We start from the raw sequence: 16,933 nt of genomic DNA, 5'->3' as shown, positions 1-16,933 counted from the left end.
ATGAGGGCCTGCGCTTCGCCATCCGCGAAGGCGGCCGCACCGTCGGCGCCGGCGTCGTCGCCAAGGTCGTCGAGTAAGACGGAGCCCGGGCGTCAAACCTTCCGCAAACCTCCCGTAAATTCAGGGAGTTGCAGGAAGTGTTTGACGCGCGTGCCGGTTCGGATCAATATTTGCGCCCTTTGACATAGGGCGACGACAGGTTCCGAACCGGTGCTACTGGGCTTCCGGCCCGGTCTTTGCCGTCCCGAACGGGATGGCGATGTGCCTAGGAGTGTAGCTCAATTGGTAGAGCACCGGTCTCCAAAACCGGGGGTTGGGGGTTCGAGCCCCTCCACTCCTGCCAGCATTCTGGCGGGTCATCGTTCTGATCGGAGTCGGTGCGCCGGGCACGTGTGGCTGCGGCGTAGTTTGTTTTTACGTTAACGAGAGCGGTTCTGCATGGCGAAGACCTCTCCCGCGCAATTCGTGCGGCAGGTGCGTCAGGAAATGGCCAAGGTCACCTGGCCGACCCGGAAGGAAACGGCAGTCACGACGGTCACCGTACTGGTGATGGTGTTCGTGGCGGCGATTTTCTTTTTCCTGGTCGATCAGGTGCTGGCCTTTGGCGTGCGACAGATTCTCGGGTTGGGGGGCTGACCATCGTGGCCAAGCAGTGGTACGTCGTGCACGCCTATTCCGGCTTTGAGAAGAAGGTGGCGCAGTCGATCAAGGAGCAGGCCGTCCGCAAGGGGCTGGACCATCTGATCGGCGATGTGCTGGTTCCGACCGAGGAAGTGGTCGAGATGCGCCGTGGCCAGAAGGTGAGCGCGGAACGCAAGTTCCTGCCCGGCTACCTGCTGGTGAACATGGACCTGACCGACGAGACCTGGCACCTAGTGCGCAACACGCCGAAGGTCTCCGGTTTCCTGGGCGGTCGCGGCAAGCCGATGCCGATCAGCGAGGCTGAAGCCAACCGTATCCTGCGCCAGGTCGAGGAGGGCGTGGAGCGCCCCCGGCCGTCGATCACCTTCGAGGTGGGCGAGCAGGTGCGGGTGTCCGACGGTCCCTTCACCTCCTTCAACGGCTATGTTGAAGAGGTGGACGAGGAGCGCGCGCGCCTCAAGGTCGCGGTGTCGATCTTCGGGCGCTCGACGCCGGTCGATCTGGAATACGGCCAGGTCGAGAAAGTTTGACGGGTTTTCCGCTTCGCGCTTCGGCGCGGGGCGTTTTCGCGCGTGGGAGGGCCGCCATGCCCGCACCACGCTCCTTCCTTCAAGGAGGTTAGACAGTGGCAAAGAAGATCGTCGGCTATATCAAGCTGGAAATTCCGGCTGGTAAAGCCAATCCCTCGCCGCCCGTGGGTCCGGCCCTCGGCCAGCGCGGTCTGAACATCATGGAATTCTGCAAGGCCTTCAACGCGGCCACGCAGAGCGTGGATCCGGGCACCCCGACGCCGGTGGTGATCACGGCCTATGCTGACCGTACCTTCAGCTTCGTCACCAAGACGCCGCCGGCCAGCTTCTTCATCAAGCAGGCCGCCAAGCTGCAGAAGGGCTCCTCGACTCCGGGCAAGGGCACCGTCGGGTCGGTCTCCATGGACCAGCTGCGCGAGATCGCTGAAAAGAAGATGCCGGATCTGAACGCGAACGACGTCGATGCGGCTTGCCGCATGCTGGTCGGTTCGGCGCGCTCCATGGGCATCCAGGTGACGGAGTAAGACGATGGCGAAGCAGGCAAAGCGTATGACTGCGGCCTATGAGGGCGTCGATCGCCTGAAGGCCTATGACGCCGCCGAGGCGTTGAAGCTGATCAAGGGCGCCAGCAGCGCGAAGTTCGACGAGACCGTCGAGGTGGCGATGAATCTGGGCGTCGATCCGCGTCATGCCGACCAGATGGTCCGTGGCATGATCTCGCTGCCGAACGGTACCGGCAAGAGCGTGCGGGTCGCGGTGTTCGCCAAGGGCGACAAGGCTGAAGAGGCCCGTGCCGCCGGCGCCGACATCGTCGGTGACGACGATCTGGCCGAGAAGGTCCAGGCCGGTGAGATGAATTTCGACCGCGTGATCGCCACGCCGGACATGATGGTGGTGGTTGGCAAGCTCGGCCGCGTGCTGGGTCCGCGCGGCCTGATGCCGAACCCGAAGCTGGGCACGGTCACGCCGAATGTCGGCGAGGCGGTGAAGGCAGCGAAGGGTGGCCAGGTGGAGTTCCGTGTCGAGAAGGCGGGCATCATCCATGCCGGCATCGGCAAGGTCAGCTTCTCCGAGGAGGCGCTGCTGGAGAACCTGAAGGCTTTCGTCGGCGCGGTCAGCCGGGCGAAGCCGGCGGGCGCCAAGGGCACCTACATCAAGAAGATCTCGCTCAGCTCCACCATGGGGCCGGGCCTGAAGCTGGATGTGGCCACCGTCTCGGCGTAAGCCGGCGGTATAAAGCGTTTCCGTCCGGCTTCGGCCGGGCGGTAAAGGCGGCGGGTTCGCCCGCTGCCGACCTGTCCGAGACTGCAGGCGCCGACCGGGCAACCGGGAGGCTTAATCATCCTGCATAGATGGGGGGAGAGACCGTTTTCGAACGGCTTGAACTTCAGGACAGACAAGCCGGGTCCGGCTTTGTCCGGACCTTGAGTGAACCATCCGCCAACACCCGTTCCTTCGGGGACGTGTCGCGGCGGATCAGAGCGGAGACGACCGTTGAACCGTACCGAAAAGGAAGTGCTGGTCGGCGAGTTGAACCGTACCTTGAGCGAAACCGCCATCGTCGTGGTGACCCGTCAGTCGGGCCTCACCGTCGCCGAAGTGTCGGACCTTCGCGCCAAGATGCGGAAGGCCGGCGCGCGCTACAAGGTCACGAAGAACCGGTTGGCACGTCTCGCCCTGAAGGGCACGCAATTTGAGCAGCTCGATGCGCTGTTCACCGGCCCGACGGCTATCAGCACGTCGGCAGACCCGGTGGCAGTGGCGAAGGTGGCTGTCGATTTCGCCAAGGCGAACGACAAGCTGACCATCGTGGGCGGCGCGTTCGGGAACCAGATGCTCGATGTCGATGGCATCAAGAATCTGGCCACCCTGCCGTCGCTGGACGAGCTGCGCGGCAAGATCGTCGGCCTGCTGCAGGCCCCGGCGACCAAGCTGGCTGGCGTCGTCCAGGCGCCCGCGGCTCAGCTTGCCCGCGTGCTCAACGCCAAGGCCCAACAGGGTTAAGACGGTGCAAACCGTCCTTTCTACAACGATTACTGAAGTTCAAGCTTAGGAGAGTATGAAATGGCCGATCTGAACAAGCTGGCTGAAGACCTGTCCAGCCTGACCGTCATCGAGGCTGCCGAGCTGGCCAAGATGCTGGAAGAGAAGTGGGGCGTCTCCGCCGCGGCGCCGGTCGCCGTGGCTGCGGTCGCCGGTGGCGCCGCTGGTGGCGCTGCTGAGGCTGCTGAAGAGAAGACCGACTTCGACGTCATCCTCGCCAGCGCGGGTGACAAGAAGATCAACGTGATCAAGGAAGTCCGTGCGATCACCGGTCTGGGCCTCAAGGAAGCCAAGGACCTCGTCGAGGGCGCGCCGAAGACCGTCAAGGAAGGCGCGAACAAGGAAGAGGCCGACAAGATCAAGAAGCAGCTCGAAGAGGCTGGTGCCACTGTCGAGATCAAGTAAATTGCCGACTCTGTCGGTTGTTTCGGTCGTCCGGCGGCGGGGTCTTCCCGCCGCCGGCACGGCTGTTTTTGCGTTTTCGGCGGCATAGGCCGTTTTCCTGGGCTTTCCCGACAGGGCATCAGGAAAACGGCGTGTGTCGTCAGCCGGACTAAGGGATTTCCCGCCGGTCCGGCGGACGAGGCTGATAGGGACGTCATGCTGCACGCCGTGCGGCGGGCGTCGCGGCGAAGACCGGCAGGTCCGGTTCTCGCTTGGTTGCAACCATTTCGCTCAGAGGGGCAACAATGGCTCTTTCCTTTACCGGTCGTAAGCGAATCCGTAAATCCTTCGGCCGTATCCCGGAAGTGGCGCCCATGCCCAACCTCATCGAGGTGCAGAAGGCGTCCTACGATGCCTTCCTGCAGATGGACGCGAAGCCGGAGACGCGCCCCACCGCGGGCCTGCAGGAAGTGTTCAAGTCGGTTTTCCCGATCAAGGACTTCTCCGAGCGTTCGATGCTCGAATTCGTGAAGTACGAGTTCGAGGAGCCGAAGTACGACACCGACGAATGCCAGCAGCGCGGCATCACCTATGCCGCCCCGCTGAAGGTCACGCTGCGCCTGGTCGTGTGGGACATTGACGAGGACACCGGCTCCAAGTCGATCCGCGACATCAAGGAGCAGGACGTGTACATGGGCGATATGCCGCTCATGACCGCGAATGGTACCTTCATCGTGAATGGTACCGAGCGCGTGATCGTCTCGCAGATGCATCGCTCGCCGGGCGTGTTCTTCGACCATGACAAGGGCAAGACCCACTCTTCGGGCAAGTACCTGTTCGCCGCGCGCGTCATCCCCTATCGCGGCTCCTGGCTGGACTTCGAGTTCGACGCCAAGGACCTCGTCTATGTGCGTATCGACCGCCGCCGCAAGCTGCCCGCCACCACCCTGCTGTTCGCCCTGATCGGCAAGGAAGGCGAGGAGTATGTGAAGCAGTGCGAGGCCGATGGCGTCGAGGTTGACCGCAGCCGCGTCACCGGCATGAGCAAGGAAGAGGTCCTCTCCGCCTTCTACAGCACCATCACCTACAGCCAGGCCGGCAAGGGCTGGAAGACCGCCTTCCGTCCCGAGGCGATGCGCGGCGTGAAGCTGATCGACGACCTGATCGACGCCGCCACCGGCAAGGTGATGGCCGAGGCCGGCACCAAGATGACCCCGCGCCTGGGCCGCAAGCTGCAGGAAGAGGGCCTGGACGAGGTGTTCGTCACCGCCGAGGCGATGGTCGGCCGGTTCGTTGCCGCCGACCTCATCAACGAGGAGACCGGCGAGGTCTATATCGAGGCGGGCGACGAACTGACGGCGGATCTGATTGCCGGGCTGGTCGAGGCCAACATCACCGAGATTCCGGTGCTGGACATCGACCATGTGACGGTCGGCGCCTACATGCGCAACACGCTGGCGGCCGACAAGAACAACACCCGCGAGGACGCGCTGATCGACATCTACCGCGTCATGCGCCCGGGCGAGCCGCCGACGCTGGAGACCGCCGAGGCGCTGTTCCACGGCCTGTTCTTCGATTCCGAGCGTTATGATCTGTCGGCGGTCGGCCGGGTGAAGATGAATGCCCGCCTGGACCAGAAGACCGACGACCAGCTGCGCGTGCTGCGCAAGGAGGATATCCTTGCCATCCTGAAGACTCTGGTGGAGCTGAAGGACGGCCGCGGCGAGATCGACGATATCGACCATCTGGGCAACCGCCGTGTGCGCTCGGTCGGCGAGCTGATGGAGAATCAGTATCGTATCGGCTTGCTGCGCATGGAGCGCGCGATCCGCGAGCGCATGAGCTCGGTCGAGATCGACACCGTGATGCCGCATGACCTGATCAATGCCAAGCCGGCGGCGGCGGCGGTGCGCGAGTTCTTCGGCTCCTCGCAGCTCTCGCAGTTCATGGACCAGACCAATCCGCTGTCGGAGATCACCCACAAGCGCCGCCTGTCGGCGCTTGGGCCGGGCGGTCTGACGCGTGAGCGTGCCGGCTTCGAGGTGCGCGACGTGCACCCGACGCATTACGGCCGCATCTGCCCGATCGAGACGCCGGAAGGCCCGAATATCGGCCTGATCAACAGCCTGGCGACCTATGCCCGGGTGAACCAGTACGGCTTCATCGAGGCGCCCTACCGCAAGGTGAAGGACGGTGTCGTCACCGACGAGGTCGTCTATATGTCGGCGATGGAGGAGGGCAAGTACACGGTCGCCCAGGCCAATGCCGAGCTGGACGAGAATGGCCGCTTCGTGTCCGACCTCGTGTCGGTGCGCCGGGCCAGCGATTTCACGCTGGGCCGCCCGGAAGACATCGACCTGATGGACGTGTCGCCGAAGCAGCTGGTCTCGGTCGCGGCCGCGCTGATCCCGTTCCTGGAGAATGACGACGCGAACCGCGCGCTGATGGGTTCCAACATGCAGCGTCAGGCGGTGCCGCTGCTGCGGGCCGAGGCGCCGCTGGTCGGTACCGGCATGGAAGGCACCGTGGCGCGCGATTCGGGCGTTGCCATCGGGGCGCGCCGCGCCGGCATCGTCGATCAGGTGGACGCCACCCGCATCGTGATCCGGGCGACCGAGGAAACCTCGGCCGCGGCGTCGGGTGTCGATATCTACAACCTGCTGAAGTTCCAGCGTTCCAACCAGAACACCTGCATCACCCAGCGGCCGCTGGTCAGCAAGGGCGATGTGGTGAAGAAGGGCGACATCATCGCCGACGGTCCCTCGACCGAGCTGGGTGAGCTGGCGCTGGGCCGCAACGTGCTCGTCGCCTTCATGCCCTGGAACGGCTACAACTTCGAGGACTCGATCCTGATCTCGGAGCGTATCGCCCGCGATGACGTCTTCACCTCGATCCATATCGAGGAGTTCGAGGTCATGGCCCGTGACACCAAGCTGGGCCAGGAGGAAATCAGCCGCGACATCCCGAACGTGGGTGAAGAGGCGCTGAAGAACCTCGACGAGGCGGGCATCGTCTATATCGGTGCCGAGGTGAATGCCGGCGACATTCTGGTGGGCAAGGTGACGCCGAAGGGCGAATCGCCGATGACCCCGGAAGAGAAGCTGCTGCGCGCGATCTTCGGCGAAAAGGCCTCCGACGTGCGCGACACCTCGCTGCGCGTGCCGCCGGGCGTGACCGGTACCGTCGTCGAGGTGCGGGTGTTCTCGCGCCGCGGCGTGGACAAGGACGAGCGTGCGCTGGCCATCGAGAGGGCCGAGATCGAGCATCTGGCGAAGGACCGCGACGCCGAGCGCGCGATCCTGGAGCGCAGCTTCAACACCCGTCTGAAGGAAATGCTGCTGGGCAAGAAGGCCAGCGGCGGTCCGAAGGGGCTGAAGTCCGGCACCGTGCTGAGCGATGAGGTGCTGGCCGGCTACACGCCGGGCCAGTGGCGCCAGATCACCGTCGATGATGCAGCCATCATGGACGATGTCGAGGCGATGAAGACCCAGTTCGACGAGGCGGTCGGCGTCCTGCAGGCGCGCTTCGAGAACAAGGTCGAAAAGCTGCAGCGCGGCGACGAGCTGCCGCCGGGCGTGATGAAGATGGTTAAGGTCTTCATTGCGGTGAAGCGCAAGCTGCAGCCGGGCGACAAGATGGCCGGCCGTCACGGCAACAAGGGTGTCGTGTCGCGCATCATGCCGATTGAGGATATGCCGTATGACGAGAACGGCACCCCGGTCGATCTGGTGCTGAACCCGCTGGGCGTGCCGTCGCGCATGAATGTCGGGCAGATTCTGGAAACCCATCTGGGCTGGGCCTCGAACGGCATCGGCCGGCAGATCGGGCAGATGGTGGAAGACTACCGCGCTGCCGTCCGTGCCAATGGCGACACCAAGAAGCAGGCGGTTGCAATCCGCGAGAAGCTTGCCGACATCTACAATAAGGAAGAGTACGCCGCGATCGCCGAACTCGACGACGATCAGGTCCTGGAGATGGCCGGCAATCTGCGCAACGGCGTGCCCGTTGCCACGCCGGTCTTCGACGGTGCCCGCGAGGACGACATCGTGGCCATGCTGGAGCGTGCCGGTCTCGACCGGTCGGGCCAGGTGGTGCTGTATGACGGCCGTACCGGTGAGGCGTTCGACCGCAAGGTGACCGTCGGCTTCATCTATATGCTGAAGCTGCATCATCTGGTGGACGACAAGATCCACGCCCGTTCCATCGGCCCGTACAGCCTGGTCACCCAGCAGCCGCTGGGCGGCAAGGCGCAGTTCGGCGGCCAGCGCTTCGGCGAAATGGAGGTCTGGGCGCTGGAAGCCTATGGTGCCGCCTACACGCTGCAGGAGATGCTGACCGTGAAGTCGGACGACGTGGCCGGCCGTACCAAGGTCTATGAAGCGATCGTCAAGGGCGACGACAATTTCGAGGCGGGCATCCCGGAATCCTTCAACGTGCTGGTGAAGGAACTGAAGAGCCTGGGTCTCAACGTCGAACTGCAGCAGCAGCGCGCCTAAGGCGCCTGCTGCCCCTATTTTCACCGCACCCACCGGGGAGAGCGTGGCATGAACGAGCTCATGAAGATTTTCGGCCAGGACACCGGCCCGCAGAGCTTTGACGAAATCCGTATCTCGATCGCCAGCCCGGAGCAGATCCGCTCCTGGTCCTTCGGCGAGATCAAGAAGCCGGAGACGATCAACTACCGTACCTTCAAGCCGGAGCGCGACGGCCTGTTCTGCGCCCGCATCTTCGGCCCGGTGAAGGATTACGAATGCTTGTGCGGCAAGTACAAGCGCATGAAGTACAAGGGCATCACCTGCGAGAAGTGCGGCGTTGAGGTCACCCTGTCACGGGTGCGGCGCGAGCGCATGGGCCATATCGAGCTGGCCTCGCCGGTCGCCCATATCTGGTTCCTGAAGTCGCTGCCCAGCCGCATCGGCCTGATGATGGACATGACGCTCAAGGATCTTGAGCGCGTGCTGTATTTCGAGAATTACGTCGTCATCGAGCCGGGCCTGACCCCGCTGAAGTTGCACCAGCTTCTGAGCGAGGAAGAGTTCTTCAAGTACCAGGACGAGTTCGGCGAGGAGGCCTTCGAGGCCGCCATCGGCGCCGAGGCGATCAAGGCGATCCTGTCCAAGATCGACCTGGAGGAAGAGCGCACCCGCATGCGCGTCGAGCTGAAGGAGACCACCTCCGAGGCGAAGCGCAAGAAGCTGGTGAAGCGGCTGAAGCTGGTCGATGCCTTCCTGGCGTCGGACACCCGCCCCGACTACATGATCATGGACGTCATCCCGGTCATCCCGCCGGAGCTGCGCCCGCTGGTCCCGCTGGATGGCGGCCGTTTCGCGACGTCGGACCTGAACGACCTGTACCGCCGCGTCATCAACCGTAACAACCGTCTGAAGCGGCTGATCGAGCTGCGCGCGCCGGACATCATCGTGCGTAACGAGAAGCGCATGCTGCAGGAGGCGGTTGACGCGCTGTTCGACAATGGCCGCCGCGGCCGTGTCATCACCGGCACCAACAAGCGCCCGCTGAAGTCGCTCAGCGACATGCTGAAGGGCAAGCAGGGCCGCTTCCGCCAGAACCTGCTCGGCAAGCGCGTCGATTACTCCGGCCGTTCGGTCATCGTGGTCGGCCCGGAGCTGAAGCTGCATCAGTGCGGCCTGCCGAAGAAGATGGCGCTGGAGCTGTTCAAGCCCTTCATCTACTCGAAGCTGGAACTGTACGGCCTGGCCTCGACGCTGAAGGCCGCCAAGCGCATGGTCGAGAAGGAGCGTCCGGAAGTCTGGGACATCCTGGAAGAGGTGATCCGCGAGCATCCGGTGCTGCTGAACCGTGCGCCGACACTTCACCGCCTCGGCATCCAGGCCTTCGAGCCGGTGCTGATCGAGGGCAAGGCGATCCAGCTGCACCCGCTGGTCTGTACCGCCTTCAACGCCGACTTCGACGGCGACCAGATGGCGGTTCATGTGCCGCTGTCGCTGGAGGCGCAGCTTGAGGCGCGCGTGCTGATGATGAGCACGAACAACATCCTCTCGCCGGCCAACGGCAAGCCGATCATCGTGCCCAGCCAGGACATCATCCTGGGTCTGTACTACATCACGCTGGAACGTGCCGGCGTGAAGGGCGAGGGCATGGTGTTCTCGAACATCGGCGAGATCGAGCATGCGCTGGCCACCGGTTCGGTGAGCCTGCAGGCCAAGATCAAGGCACGCCTGGAGACGGTCGATGCCGAGGGCACGCCGGTCACCAAGCTGGTCGAGACCACGCCGGGCCGCATGCTGCTGGCGCAGATCCTGCCGAAGCACAAGAACGTGCCGTTCGAGCTGGTCAACCGCCTGCTGACCAAGAAGGAAATCTCCAACGTCATCGACATCGTCTACCGCCATTGCGGTCAGAAGGAGACGGTGATCTTCGCCGACCGGCTGATGGCTCTGGGCTTCGGCCAGGCCTGCCGTGCCGGCATTTCCTTCGGCAAGGACGACCTGATCATCCCCGAGGCGAAGCAGAAGCTGATCGAGGAAGCCCAGGACAAGGTCAAGGAGTTCGAGCAGCAGTACATGGACGGCCTGATCACCCAGGGCGAGAAGTACAACAAGGTGATCGACGTCTGGTCCGGCTGCACCGACAAGGTGGCCGACGAGATGATGAAGAAGATGTCCACCGCCGCGGCGGATGGCTATGTCAACTCGGTCTGGATGATGGCGCACTCCGGGGCCCGTGGCTCCGCCGCGCAGATCAAGCAGCTGGCCGGCATGCGCGGCCTGATGGCCAAGCCGTCGGGCGAGATCATCGAGACGCCGATCATCTCGAACTTCAAGGAAGGCCTGACCGTGCTGGAGTACTTCAACTCCACCCACGGCGCCCGTAAGGGTCTGGCCGATACCGCGCTGAAGACGGCGAACTCCGGTTACCTGACCCGCCGCCTGGTTGACGTTGCGCAGGATTGCATCGTCATCGAGGAGGATTGCGGCACCGAGAACGGCATCACGCTGCGCGCGGTCGTCGATGGCGGCGAGGTCATTTCGCCGCTGGCCGAGCGTGTGCTGGGCCGCACGGCGCTGGAGGATATCGTCCACCCGCTGACCGGCGAGATGCTAGTGAAGCAGGGCGAGATCATCACCGAAGCCGAGGTCGATCTGATCGACCAGGCCGGCATCGATCAGGTTCGCATCCGCTCCCCGCTGACCTGCGAGACCCGCATCGGCATCTGCGGCAAGTGCTATGGCCGCGATCTGGCGCGTGGTACCGCGGTGAATATCGGCGAGGCTGTCGGCGTCATCGCCGCGCAGTCGATCGGCGAGCCGGGTACCCAGCTGACCATGCGTACCTTCCACATCGGCGGTGCCGCCCAGCGTGGTGCCGAGCAGTCGAGCGTGGAAGCGACCATCGATGGCACGGTGAAGATCGCCAACCGCAATGTGGTGGTGAACTCCGACGGTATCCCCGTGGTCATGGCCCGGAATACCGAGGTGGTGCTGTTCGACGAGCAGAACCGCGAGAAGGCCCGCCATCGCGTGCCGTACGGCGCCAAGCTGCTGGCCGATGAAGGCGCGACCGTCGCGCGCGGCCAGCGCCTGGCGGAGTGGGACCCCTATACGCTGCCGATCATCACCGAGAAGGAAGGCATCGCCAATTACGTCGACCTGATCGAGGGCCTCTCCATGCGTGAGGTCACCGACGAGGCGACGGGCATTTCCTCGAAGGTGGTGGTTGACTGGAAGCAGCAGCCGCGCGGCAACGACCTGAAGCCGCGCATCACCCTGCGCGACGACAAGGGCGAGGTGGTGCAGCTGGCCAATGGTCTGGAAGCCCGCTACTTCATGGCCGTGGACGCGATCCTGTCGGTCGAGAACGGCTCCCGGGTCCGCCCGGGCGACGTGCTGGCCCGCATCCCGCGCGAAAGCTCGAAGACCCGCGACATCACCGGCGGTCTGCCGCGTGTGGCGGAGCTGTTCGAGGCGCGGCGTCCGAAGGATTTCGCCATCATCAGCGAGATCGACGGCCGGGTCGAGTTCGGCAAGGACTACAAGAACAAGCGCCGCATCATCGTGGCGCCGGCCGAGGAGGGCGAACAGCCCCGCGAGTACCTGATCCCGAAGGGCAAGCACATCTCCGTGCATGAAGGCGACTTCGTGCAGCGCGGCGATCTGCTGATGGACGGCAATCCGGTGCCGCACGACATCCTGTCGATCATGGGTGTGGAGGCTCTGGCCGCCTATCTCGTGAACGAGATCCAGGAGGTCTATCGACTGCAGGGCGTGAAGATCAACGACAAGCATATCGAGGTGATCTCGCGCCAGATGCTGCAGAAGGTCGAGGTGCAGGAGCCGGGCGACACCACGTTGCTGGTCGGCGAGCTGATCGACCGCAGCGAGTTCGAGGTGGAGAACGAGAAGGCGCTCGCCGAGGATGGCCGTCCGGCCGTGGCGACGCCGGTCCTGCAGGGCATCACCAAGGCTTCGCTGCAGACCAAGTCCTTCGTCTCCGCCGCCTCGTTCCAGGAGACCACCCGCGTGCTGACCGATGCCGCCGTGAACGGCAAGATCGACTCGCTGGATGGCCTGAAGGAAAACGTCATCGTCGGCCGACTGATCCCGGCCGGTACCGGTGCCTTCATGAACCGCATCCGCCGGATCGCCGCCGACCGCGACCGGGATGCCATGGGCAGCACCGCGACGGAAACTCCGCTGGTCCCTGCCGGGGATACGCCGGACGCCTCGGTCGCGTGATGACCAGGGCCGGTCGGGGTGACCTGACCGGCTAATGATCTGAAGCCGGGCCCCTCGGCAGAATACGAATCTTTCGTATTCGCTGCCGGGAGGCCCGGTTTTGTTACCCGGCGGGCAATGCGCGATTCTTTTCGCGGTTTTGCTTGACGCTAGGGGGGCGCTTCAATAGTATCCGCCCACCTTAGCGGGGGCTGGCGGTAGGCTTCACGGTCTAAACGCAGTCCGCTCCGGTTCAAGGATACGGTGTCACGGTTCGTCCGGGCGTCAGTCCTAAGACCGGGTACGGAAGATATTTTGGTTCGACACAGTATCCAGAGCCACCGGCCGGAACCACGGTTCCGAAAGGTGACGTTTCGCCTTTTCGGCGATGGTTACGGTTTTTGTTAAAAAGGTCGCAGGGAAACGACTGTATGCCGACGATCAACCAGCTCATCCGCAAGCCGCGCGAGCAGCAGCTTGCGCGAAACAAAGTGCCGGCCCTCGAGGCCTGCCCGCAGAAGCGCGGCGTCTGCACGCGCGTCTATACGACCACTCCGAAGAAGCCGAACTCGGCGCTTCGTAAGGTCGCGCGCGTGCGTCTCACCAACGGGTTTGAAGTGACCAGCTACATCCCGGGTGAAGGCCACAATCTGCAGGAACATTCCGTGGTGATGATCCGCGGCGGCCGTGTGAAGGACCTTCCCGGCGTTCGCTATCACATCATCCGCGGCACGCTGGATACCCAGGGTGTGAAGGATCGTCGTCAGCGCCGTTCGAAGTACGGCGCGAAGCGGCCGAAGTAAGGAGCCTCGTCAATGTCACGTCGTCATAGCGCAGAGAAGCGTGAGGTTCTGCCCGATCCCCGGTACGGCGATCAGGTGCTGACGAAGTTTATGAACAGCCTGATGTACGACGGCAAGAAGTCGGCCGCCGAGAAGATCATCTACGGCGCGTTCGAGCGTATCGAGAAGCGCAGCGGTCAGGATCCGCTGAAGGTCTTCCACGAGGCGCTGGACAATGTGAAGCCGGCCCTTGAGGTGCGCTCCCGCCGTGTCGGTGGCGCCACCTATCAGGTGCCGGTCGAAGTCCGCTACGACCGCGCCCAGGCGCTGGCGATCCGCTGGCTCATCGACAGCTCGCGCAAGCGTTCGGAGACGACCATGACTGACCGTCTGTCGTCCGAACTGATGGATGCCGCCGGCAATCGCGGCGGTGCCGTGAAGAAGCGTGAAGACACCCACCGCATGGCGGAGGCGAACCGCGCCTTCTCCCATTACCGCTGGTAAGAAGACGGATCGGACCGGAGCCACACTATGCCCAGGACCACACCCCTCGAGCGTTATCGCAACATCGGCATCATGGCGCACATTGATGCCGGCAAGACGACGACGACCGAGCGCGTTCTCTACTACACCGGCCGTTCCCACAAGATCGGCGAAGTCCATGATGGCGCAGCCACGATGGACTGGATGGAGCAGGAGCAGGAGCGCGGCATCACCATCACCTCGGCGGCGACCACCTGCCAGTGGCGCGACCACCGCATCAACATCATCGACACGCCGGGCCATGTCGACTTCACCATTGAGGTCGAGCGTTCGCTGCGTGTGCTGGACGGTGCGGTTGCCGTGTTTGACGGTGTTGCCGGTGTGGAGCCGCAGTCTGAGACGGTGTGGCGCCAGGCCGACAAGTACAAGGTTCCGCGCATCTGCTTCGTGAACAAGATGGACCGCACGGGTGCGGACTTCTATCGCTGCGTGGACATGATCGTTGACCGCCTCGGCGCGAAGCCGATGGTGCTGCAGCTGCCGATCGGTTCCGAGGCTGACTTCGTCGGCGTCGTTGACCTGGTCGAGATGCGCGCCATCCGCTGGAAGGACGAGTCGCTGGGTGCTGAGTTCGTCTATGAGGCGATCCCGGCTGACCTGCAGGACAAGGCGGCCGAATACCGCATGGCTCTGCTGGAAGCCGCCGTCGAGATGGACGATGCGGCGATGGAAGCCTATCTCGAAGGCACCGAGCCGGACGTCGATACGCTGAAGAAGTGCATCCGCAAGGGTGGCATCACCGGCAAGTTCGTGCCGGTGCTGTGCGGTACTGCCTTCAAGAACAAGGGCGTGCAGCCGCTGCTGGACGCGGTTGTTGACTTCCTGCCGGCGCCGACCGACGTCGAGAACGTCCGTGGCGTGGATGTCGAGGACGCTGAGAAGGAAATCATCCGCAAGACCAGCGACAGCGAGCCGTTCTCGGCGCTGGCCTTCAAGATCATGACCGACCCGTTCGTCGGCTCGCTGACCTTCGTGCGCGTCTATTCCGGCATCCTGGAGACCGGCACCTCGGTGCTGAACTCTGTGAAGGGTGACAGGGAGCGCGTCGGCCGCATGCTGCTGATGCATGCCAATAGCCGTGAAGACGTGAAGGAAGCCCGTGCGGGCGACATCGTCGCGATTGCCGCACTGAAGGGCACCACCACGGGCGACACTCTCTGCGATCCGCTGAAGCCGGTCATCCTGGAGCGTATGGAATTCCCCGAGCCGGTCATCGAGGTCGCGGTTGAGCCGAAGACCAAGGGTGACCAGGAAAAGATGGGCCTGGCGTTGAACCGTCTGGCGCAGGAGGATCCGTCCTTCCGCGTGTCGACCGACAATGAGAGCGGCCAGACCGTGATCAAGGGCATGGGCGAACTCCATCTGGAGATCATCGTCGACCGCATGCGCCGCGAGTTCAAGGTTGAGGCCAATGTCGGCGCGCCGCAGGTGGCCTACCGCGAGACCATCAGCAAGGTTGCCGAGGTCGATTACACCCACAAGAAGCAGTCGGGTGGTTCGGGCCAGTTCGCGAAGATCAGCCTGCGCTTCGAGCCGCAGGAGCCGGGCGCCGGCTTCGTGTTCGAGAACGCCATCGTTGGCGGCTCGGTGCCGAAGGAATATGTGCCGGGCGTCGAAAAGGGCCTGAATTCGTCCCGCGACTCCGGCATCATTGCCGGCTTCCCGGTGATCGACTTCAAGGTGACGCTGGTCGATGGCGCCTACCATGACGTCGACTCCAGCGTGCTGGCCTTCGAAATCGCCGCCCGTGCCGCCTTCAAGGAAGGCGTCGCCAAGGCCGGTCCGAAGCTGCTCGAGCCGATCATGCGGGTCGAGGTGGTGACGCCGGAAGACTATATGGGCGACATCATCGGCGACCTGAACAGTCGCCGTGGCCAGGTGACCGGCATGGATCAGCGCGGCAATGCCCGCGTCGTCAATGCCATGGTGCCGCTGGCCAACATGTTCGGCTATGTGAACAACCTGCGCTCCATGAGCCAGGGCCGGGCGCAGTACACCATGTTCTTCGATCACTACGAGGCAGTGCCGCAGGCAGTTGCCGACGAAGTGAAGGCGAAGATGGCGTAAGCCGCCGTTAACCAGACAGATACGCGAATAAAAGCGCTTTACGGAGACCACCACGATGGCTAAAGCGAAGTTTGAACGGAACAAGCCGCATTGCAACATTGGGACGATTGGCCATGTTGATCATGGCAAGACGTCCCTGACGGCTGCGATCACGAAGGTTCTGGCGGAGGCTGGCGGCGCGACCTTTACGGCGTACGACCAGATCGACAAGGCGCCGGAGGAGAAGGCGCGCGGCATCACCATTTCGACGGCGCATGTGGAGTATGAGACGGGCAACCGTCACTATGCGCATGTGGACTGCCCGGGCCATGCCGACTATGTGAAGAACATGATCACGGGTGCGGCGCAGATGGACGGCGCGATCCTGGTGGTGTCGGCCGCTGACGGCCCGATGCCGCAGACCCGCGAGCACATCCTGCTGGCGCGTCAGGTCGGCGTCCCGGCGATCGTGGTGTTCCTGAACAAGTGCGACATGGTCGACGATCCGGAGCTGCTGGAGCTGGTGGAGCTTGAGGTCCGCGAGCTGCTGTCCTCCTACGACTTCCCGGGCGACGATATTCCGATCGTGAAGGGCTCGGCCCTGGCGGCGCTGGAAGACAGCGATCCGAAGCTGGGCAAGGAAGCGATCCTGGAGCTGATGGCCGAGGTCGATCGCTACATCCCGCAGCCCGAGCGCGCGAAGGACCTGCCGTTCCTGATGCCGATCGAGGACGTGTTCTCGATCTCCGGCCGTGGCACGGTGGTGACCGGCCGCGTCGAGCGTGGCATCGTGAAGGTTGGCGAGGAAGTGGAGATCGTCGGCCTGAAGGACACCACGAAGACGGTTGTGACCGGCGTCGAGATGTTCCGCAAGCTGCTGGACAGCGGCGAGGCGGGCGACAATATCGGCGCGCTGCTGCGTGGCGTTGGCCGCGAGGATGTGGAGCGCGGCCAGGTTCTGTCCAAGCCGGGCACGATCAAGCCGCACACGCGCTTCAAGTGCGAGGCCTACATTCTGACGAAGGAAGAGGGTGGCCGTCACACGCCGTTCTTCTCCAACTATCGTCCGCAGTTCTACTTCCGCACCACCGACGTGACCGGCGAGGTTGTTCTGCCGGAAGGCACGGAGATGGTGATGCCGGGCGACAACATCGCCATGGAAGTGAAGCTGATCGCGCCGATCGCCATGGATGAGGGCCTGCGCTTCGCCATCCGCGAAGGCGGCCGCACCGTCGGCGCCGGCGTCGTCGCCAAGGTCGTCGAGTAA

The 16,933-nt window shown here is 63.8% G+C and carries 13 protein-coding genes and 1 tRNA gene; all 14 read left to right on the top strand.

The genetic code is table 11. The annotated features are described in order from the left end of the window. The coding region (locus MK313_RS18215) for a hypothetical protein (RefSeq protein WP_416054142.1) at window positions 1-77 on the top strand (77 nt) is incomplete at its 5' end. A gap of 190 nt (window positions 78-267) precedes the next feature. After that, window positions 268-343, top strand: a tRNA-Trp gene (locus MK313_RS15740). Between the two features lie 95 nt (window positions 344-438). Further along, window positions 439-636, top strand: a complete 198-nt coding sequence (gene secE, locus MK313_RS15735; RefSeq protein ID WP_008946269.1) for a preprotein translocase subunit SecE — start codon at window positions 439-441, stop codon at window positions 634-636. Between the two features lie 5 nt (window positions 637-641). After that, window positions 642-1,172 carry a transcription termination/antitermination protein NusG gene (gene nusG / locus MK313_RS15730; protein ID WP_008946268.1) on the top strand — a complete coding sequence of 177 codons (531 nt, stop codon included), beginning with the start codon at window positions 642-644 and terminating at the stop codon, window positions 1,170-1,172. A 95-nt stretch (window positions 1,173-1,267) separates the two neighbouring features. Next, on the top strand, window positions 1,268-1,696 hold the full coding sequence (rplK, locus tag MK313_RS15725; RefSeq protein ID WP_008946267.1) for a 50S ribosomal protein L11: 429 nt from the start codon (window positions 1,268-1,270) through the stop codon (window positions 1,694-1,696). Between the two features lie 4 nt (window positions 1,697-1,700). Next, window positions 1,701-2,396, top strand: a complete 696-nt coding sequence (rplA, locus tag MK313_RS15720; protein ID WP_287782799.1) for a 50S ribosomal protein L1 — start codon at window positions 1,701-1,703, stop codon at window positions 2,394-2,396. A gap of 270 nt (window positions 2,397-2,666) precedes the next feature. Beyond that, complete coding sequence (gene rplJ / locus MK313_RS15715; RefSeq protein WP_008946265.1) at window positions 2,667-3,176, top strand: 50S ribosomal protein L10; 510 nt, start codon at window positions 2,667-2,669, stop codon at window positions 3,174-3,176. Window positions 3,177-3,236: 60 nt separating this feature from the next. Continuing rightward, window positions 3,237-3,620, top strand: coding sequence for a 50S ribosomal protein L7/L12 (rplL, locus tag MK313_RS15710; RefSeq protein WP_008946264.1), 384 nt, complete (start codon window positions 3,237-3,239; stop codon window positions 3,618-3,620). 284 nt (window positions 3,621-3,904) lie between these two features. Then, window positions 3,905-8,095 carry a DNA-directed RNA polymerase subunit beta gene (gene rpoB / locus MK313_RS15705; RefSeq protein ID WP_287782796.1) on the top strand — a complete coding sequence of 1,397 codons (4,191 nt, stop codon included), beginning with the start codon at window positions 3,905-3,907 and terminating at the stop codon, window positions 8,093-8,095. Window positions 8,096-8,143: 48 nt separating this feature from the next. Further along, window positions 8,144-12,316 carry a DNA-directed RNA polymerase subunit beta' gene (gene rpoC / locus MK313_RS15700; RefSeq protein ID WP_008946262.1) on the top strand — a complete coding sequence of 1,391 codons (4,173 nt, stop codon included), beginning with the start codon at window positions 8,144-8,146 and terminating at the stop codon, window positions 12,314-12,316. 410 nt (window positions 12,317-12,726) lie between these two features. After that, a complete protein-coding gene (rpsL, locus tag MK313_RS15695; RefSeq protein ID WP_008946261.1) occupies window positions 12,727-13,098 on the top strand; it encodes a 30S ribosomal protein S12 in 372 nt (123 codons plus the stop codon). 12 nt (window positions 13,099-13,110) lie between these two features. Continuing rightward, a complete protein-coding gene (gene rpsG, locus MK313_RS15690) occupies window positions 13,111-13,581 on the top strand; it encodes a 30S ribosomal protein S7 (RefSeq protein ID WP_008946260.1) in 471 nt (156 codons plus the stop codon). Window positions 13,582-13,608: 27 nt separating this feature from the next. Continuing rightward, entirely contained in the window at window positions 13,609-15,687 is a 2,079-nt protein-coding gene (gene fusA / locus MK313_RS15685; protein ID WP_287782792.1) for an elongation factor G, read from the top strand. Window positions 15,688-15,742: 55 nt separating this feature from the next. Next, window positions 15,743-16,933 carry an elongation factor Tu gene (tuf, locus tag MK313_RS15680; RefSeq protein ID WP_121219054.1) on the top strand — a complete coding sequence of 397 codons (1,191 nt, stop codon included), beginning with the start codon at window positions 15,743-15,745 and terminating at the stop codon, window positions 16,931-16,933.

The sequence above is a fragment of the Oceanibaculum sp. genome (genome assembly GCF_022449305.1).
Taxonomy (GTDB): domain Bacteria; phylum Pseudomonadota; class Alphaproteobacteria; order Oceanibaculales; family Oceanibaculaceae; genus Oceanibaculum; species Oceanibaculum indicum.
The sequence above is the reverse complement of the archived record's forward strand: the minus strand, read 5'-3'. Positions and strand labels throughout refer to the sequence as shown.